At 42.8% G+C, this 6,232-nt stretch carries 3 protein-coding genes and 1 pseudogene; 1 reads left to right on the top strand and 3 read right to left on the bottom strand.

The features are described 5' to 3' along the window. Positions 1-373: 373 nt before the first annotated feature. From PHT93_RS14890 to PHT93_RS14880, 3 genes are all read right to left on the bottom strand, one after another. Positions 374-955 (bottom strand): porin family protein, encoded by a 582-nt coding sequence (locus PHT93_RS14890; protein WP_300244516.1) that lies wholly within the window; start codon positions 953-955, stop codon positions 374-376. Between the two features lie 37 nt (positions 956-992). Then, the gene (purL, locus tag PHT93_RS14885; protein ID WP_300244514.1) at positions 993-4,685 is read right to left on the bottom strand and encodes a phosphoribosylformylglycinamidine synthase; all 3,693 of its coding nucleotides are present in this window, start codon (positions 4,683-4,685) and stop codon (positions 993-995) included. Positions 4,686-4,885: 200 nt separating this feature from the next. Further along, positions 4,886-5,374: a DoxX family protein gene (locus tag PHT93_RS14880; RefSeq protein ID WP_300244512.1), complete on the bottom strand. Its 489-nt coding sequence runs from the start codon at positions 5,372-5,374 to the stop codon at positions 4,886-4,888. A 517-nt stretch (positions 5,375-5,891) separates the two neighbouring features. Between PHT93_RS14880 and PHT93_RS14875 the strand changes: the two are divergent. Continuing rightward, positions 5,892-6,232: pseudogene (locus PHT93_RS14875) on the top strand (hypothetical protein); the annotation flags it as partial.

The raw sequence follows: 6,232 nt of genomic DNA, 5'->3' as shown, positions 1-6,232 counted from the left end.
TTATTATAACTATAAAAATAGAATGATCTTGTGGACAAAGGTAGGGGTTTTTCTGTGAAATAGAAATACAAAATAGAGTTAAAGCCCCAAGTTCAGCATTAATGAACAAGCTTACAGGGTTTTAGAACATCTCAATAGATTGTCTGTTTACTTCTAAATCGACCCCTAAATCCCCTGAAGGGGACTTTTTGTTGTTTAGGATAATCTTCTGCTTTTATTGAAAGGGGCATTGAAATAGGCGGAAAAGCCCCTGAAGAGGGGCTTTTATAATAGATTGACGGTGTTGTAAATCTATGCATTACAATCCTGCTATAGATTGATGCCTTGACTCAATGAATTCCTAAAACGATGTTTTTAATCCTTAGCCTGTTAATTAGAATCTCCAACCTACATTAATTCTTATTACACTGTTATTGCCGTTGTCTTTGCTTTTTAAGGAGATTCCTGTAATTTCACTGGCTACGTCTGTGTCTAATACTCCAATCAGTCCGTATGTATAAGAGGCTGAAAGTTGAAGTCCCATGTCGAATTGATAGCCGGCACCTATATTGAGCCCTAAATCAAAGTTTTTAATCATTCCGTCAGGGGTATCTACGCTGATACTTCCTGCTTTTACTTTGGAACTTGCTTTGAAACTTAACTGAGGTCCTGCAAAGAAATTAAGTCCTTGATAAGCATAATATTTTGCCAAAATCGGAAGGTTGATATAATCGATATTAAGCTTGAGGTCTCCCTCTTTAGCTCCCTGCATCGAATAATACAACCCCGACTCAATAGCAAAAGTCGGATTGAGCATCATTTCACCGGCAAAACCTACATTTAATCCGATTCGACTGTCCGCTCCCGAGTTGGTAAGATTGGCAATATTCATCCCCAGTCTTGGTGCAAAATGAAATTCTTGCGCATTAATCTGTAATGCGCATAACATGAATAAAAATAGAAATAACTTTTTCATGACTTTTTGTTTAAAATGTTAATCACTTATTGTTTAATTATCTTGCTTTTTCTTCAATCCATTTTTTTGCGTTTACAAAGGCTTCGAGCCATGGGGTTACCTGGTCGATGTTTTTGCGATCTTCCGGGTAATAGCCGCATTGCCATGGGAATATGGAGCGTTCGGGATGAGGCATCATGGCTAAATGACGACCGTCCTTCGAGCAAACACCGGCAATTGACCAGGGCGAACCGTTCGGATTGGCGGGGTAGCCGTCGTAATTGTATCTGGCAATTACGTTATATTCTTTTTCATCGTACGGGAAATCGAATTTGCCTTCTCCGTGAGCCACCCAGACGCCTAATTTCGTGCCGCTTAATGAGCCGAGCATGACGGAGTTGTTCTTTGGAATTTCCAGACCTACGAAGCCCGATTCAAATTTGTGCGAGTCGTTATGAACCATCTTGTGCTTTTTGGCGTGTTCCGGGTAGAGCAGTTCTAATTCGGCCATCAACTGACAACCATTACAAATACCCAGACTCAAGGTGTCTTCGCGGGCGTAGAAGTTCTCGATTGCCTTTTTTGCTTTCTCATTATATAATATACCTGCTGCCCATCCTTTGGCGGATCCCAATACGTCCGAGTTAGAGAATCCACCGCAGAATACGATAAAGTTCACATCTTCCAATGTTTCACGTCCTGTCGCTAAGTCGGTCAGGTGAACATCTTTTACATCGAAACCTGCCAAATACATGGCGTAAGCCATTTCGCGTTCACCGTTTGTGCCTTTATCACGAAGGATAGCCGCTTTTATGCCGGTCGGTTCGCGACGATCTGCCGATGCACCGTAAGCCGAAAGTTTACCGTTGAACGATTTGTTCAGCTTGTATTCGATCGGCTGCATTTTATAATTCTCAAAACGATTGCCGGCACATAGGCTGCCGCTTTGTTTGATGTCTAATCTGTAGGAAGACTGATACCAAACGTCACGCATATAATCGATTCCGAAATGATACTGTGCATCTCCCTTGCTAATCAGGATATGACGTTCATCTGTCGGTCTGGCAATGATTGCATAACCAACTCCTGCCTCTTCCAATAGTTTCTCAAAGGCTTTCTTTTCTTTTACCTGAACAAGTATCGCCGGGTTTTCGGCAAATAAAACTTTGATCAGGTCTGTTTCGGCCAACTTATCCAAGTTTACTTCCAAACCACCTTCTACATTTGCAAAACACATTTCTAATAATGCCGTCAGTAACCCACCGGCGGAAATATCATGACCGGCTAAGATCAATCCTTTTTCGATGGCTTCCTGAATGGCGTTGAATGCGTCACGGAAATACTCGGCATCTTGTACGGTCGGTACTTCGTCTCCAAGCTTATTCAAAGCCTGTGCAAAAGCAGAGCCTCCTAATTTCAATTTGTCGAATGAAAAGTCTATATAATAAAGAACAGATCCTTTTTCCTTAGAAAGTACAGGAGAAACGATCTTCTTCACGTCGCTAACTTCTCCACCTGCCGAAATAATGACAGTTCCCGGAGCAATTACTTTCTCATCTCCATATTTCTGTGTCATGGAAAGAGAATCTTTACCGGTCGGAATATTGATCCCTAATGAACAGGCAAAGTCAGATGCTGCTTCAACGGCTTTATACAGACGAGCGTCTTCTCCTTCGTTGCGGCATGGCCACATCCAGTTTGCACTTAATGAAACGCCGCTCAACTGATCTGCTAAAGGCGCAAAAACAAGATTAGTCAATGATTCCGCAATCGCCATTACCGAACCTGCTGCCGGATCAATCAGGGCAACCTGTGGGGCATGTCCGATTGACGTAGCAATACCTGCTTTTCCCCGGAAATCGAGCGCTACGGCTCCTAAGTCGCTTAGCGGCAACTGAAGTTCTCCCTGACATTGCTGACGGGCAATCTTCCCGGTTACCGAACGATCCACCTTGTTGGTCAACCAATCCTTGCAGGCAACAGCTTCCAATTGAAGCACGTTCTCCAAATAATGATGCAGTTCGGATTCTTTGTAAACGACCGGTTGGTACGATTCTTCTATTGTCTTGTCGGTCATCACCGTTTTGGGCGGTTTGCCGAACATATATTCTAATTTAATGTCGATCGGACGGATGCCGTCAGCCTGTTCAAACACAAACTGCATGTCGTTGGTTGTCTCGCCGACTACATAAATCGGTGCCCGTTCCCGTTCTGCGATGCGTTTTACCCGTTCCACATCTTTCTCTTCCATCAACAAACCCATGCGCTCCTGGCTCTCGTTCCCGATGATCTCTTTTGCAGACAAAGTCGGGTCGCCGATCGGTAATTTGCTCATGTCTATCTTTCCGCCTGTTGCCTCTACCAATTCCGACAGGCAGTTTAAATGTCCTCCTGCACCGTGGTCATGTATGGATACGATTGGATTTTCTTCCGACTCAGCAATTGTACGGATCACGTTCGCTGCACGCTTCTGCATTTCCGGATTGGCACGTTGAACAGCATTCAGTTCAATACCACTGGTGAATTGTCCGGTGTTGACGGATGATACCGCTCCACCCCCCATGCCAATACGATAATTATCGCCACCAATAATTACGACCTTCTCGCCCGGTTTCGGATCGCCCTTCAGTGCATCGCGCATATTGGCGTAACCAACACCTCCGGCCAGCATGATCACCTTGTCGTAGCCATATTTCTTGTTGTTTTCTTCGTGTTCAAAAGTCAGCACGGAACCACAGATCAGCGGTTGACCGAACTTGTTCCCAAAGTCGGATGCCCCATTGGATGCTTTGATCAGAATCTGCTCCGGTGTTTGATAGAGCCATTGGCGGGGATCCATGATCTTTTCCCATTCGCGCGTGCCTTCGGTACGTGGGTATGCCGTCATATACACAGCCGTTCCTGCAATCGGAAGCGATGCCTTTCCTCCGCCTAAGCGGTCGCGAATTTCTCCACCTGTTCCGGTTGCCGCTCCGTTGAACGGTTCTACGGTTGTCGGGAAATTATGGGTTTCTGCTTTTAATGAGATAACTGTTTTGATCTCTTTTATTGCGAAATAATCGGGCTTGTCTCCACTTATCGGAGCAAACTGTTCTACAACGGGGCCTTCGCTGAAGGCTACATTGTCTTTGTATGCTGAAACTAATTTATTGGGATTTTCGGCCGATGTTTTTTTGATCAGATTGAAAAGGGAACTTTCTTTTTCTTCTCCGTCTATAATAAATGTACCTCCGAATATTTTATGGCGGCAGTGTTCTGAGTTTACCTGCGCGAAACCATAGACTTCGCTGTCCGTTAGTTTGCGGTTCAGTTTTTGGCTGACTTCCTCTAAGTAGGATACTTCGTCTTCGCTCAGCGCCAAACCTTCCTTTATATTATAGGCGGCAATATCTTCGATATGTATGATCGGATCCGGTTGCTTATGGATCGTGAACAAATCCTGATCTAATCCATTGTAGATGCGTTGCAACATGGGGTCATGTTCTGCTTCTCCTGATGTTACGGGATAGTATTCCTCAATTCGGGTGATACCGGAAAGTCCCATGTTCTGGGTGATTTCTACGGCATTTGTACTCCACGGGGTAATCATTTCCCTGCGCGGGCCGATATGCCATCCTGCGATGGTTTCCGATTGAATTGGGGTTGCCTCACTGAACAACCAGACTAATTTTTGTGTGTCTTCGGGAGAAAAAGGCTGCGCAGTTTCTACTGCCAGCAAGCTATGGGTAGCTGATCTGAAGAAAAGAATCATATTGTCACTTTTTTTAATACAGTATATAATACGTATAAGCGTGACAAAGATAGTTAAAAAGAATAACTTCCGACTCTAAACGACCCCTAAATGACCCCTGACCTCTAAATCCCCTGAAGGGGACTTTTTCCACCCGTCTTAAAGTCCCCTTCAGGGGATTTAGGGGTAGGTACATTAGGAGTACATTTATAGACCCTCACTTATCTGGAATAATCTAAGCCGGATCCGGAATGGTAGCCGAATGCGGAGGCGCGGTTGCGTTTGTTGATTGAACGTCCGATCAGGGAGTCTATTGATAGGCGACCGGGACCTGCGAATAATAATAAGATAAATAGGGCTAAATAAAGGAGTGATAGTTCGCGGAGAGCGAAAGGGTCGGCTCCGTGTATAACAAAAAAGGCTATCGACATGGTAATTATCATGGGTATCAACGCGAGACGGTGTAAAAAGCCGATAATAACGGCTACGGGGCATATCAGCTCGGCAAATAAGACTAAGGCTAAGGATACTTCGCTTCCTAAACCGAGGGGATTGGGGAACGTTTTTGATAGTTCTTCTATGTTAGCCCATTTTTGCAGGCCGTGGGTCATAAATGTAGCACCGAATATAAGTCGGGTGGCTAATAAAAGAATCGATCCGGCTAAACTACCGGGATAAGACGGAAACAATATTTTGGATAGGGTAGCCATAATAATTTCTTACTTCATTATTAAAAGGAGCGTAAGTTAGGAACTATGTTGCAAAATAACAAATCTGAACATTTGCATTCTTTTTTCTTCGTGTACGTGTTTTTGAAATATTAGTGCTGTTTTCTTATATTTTTATTGGGATGATCTGCTTTATCTTACGACTTAATAGTTAGACTTTTATGTTTTTTCAGAATAGGGAAGATGTTAAAATCTGATTACAACACTTGTTTTTGAATAAAATTAGTTTTAGTTTTGTCCGCATTAAAGGACTTTTTTGACATGTTGATGTTTTTTGAGTTGTTTTTGTGAAAATGTGATAAAAAACAAATTGATCCACAGGTAATTACCACCTCTTTTCTTTACTTAGCTTTCATTGTGATGATTTGTCCTTTTATATATATATATATGTTCTATATGTTGGCTTTTAGAACTTTTGCCACTGTAGTAACCGTTTTTTTTGCTTCGTCAGTGTGTGACTGACGAACCTTGTTGTATAAAGAATTTTATTTTAACACCTATGTCTTTGTTGATTTACAGACTACTTTCCTCAAAGTATCTGAGCCGTTGGTTGGTCATGGCGAATGATTTACTTTTCTCTATAGTGTCTTCCTTTATTGCCGTACTTTTAACCGGCTTTATTTTCCTTCGAAATTTTACGGTTTCTCAATTTGCATTGTTGGGATTGTTCTCTCTCCTGAGTAGCTTTCTTAGTTTTTATTTTTTAGGAATATACAAAGGCGTAATTCGCCATTCTTCGTTTTCGGAAACCGGTCGCATTGGTCTTGCGGCTATCGTTAAGGTGCTTCTTTTGATAGGGAGTGCCTTTTTCTTTTTTGACTATCCTTTTTCCAAATTCCT

It is taken from the genome of Massilibacteroides sp., from assembly GCF_028705895.1.
Taxonomy (GTDB): domain Bacteria; phylum Bacteroidota; class Bacteroidia; order Bacteroidales; family Tannerellaceae; genus Massilibacteroides.
This window is presented reverse-complemented; position numbering and strand designations above follow the sequence as displayed.

Coding starts and splice junctions, on each gene's coding strand:
- PHT93_RS14880 (WP_300244512.1), bottom strand. CDS start 5,374: ATGGCTACCCTATCCAAAATATTGTTTCCGTCTTATCCCGGTAGTTTA.
- PHT93_RS14890 (WP_300244516.1), bottom strand. CDS start 955: ATGAAAAAGTTATTTCTATTTTTATTCATGTTATGCGCATTACAGATT.
- purL (WP_300244514.1), bottom strand. CDS start 4,685: ATGATTCTTTTCTTCAGATCAGCTACCCATAGCTTGCTGGCAGTAGAA.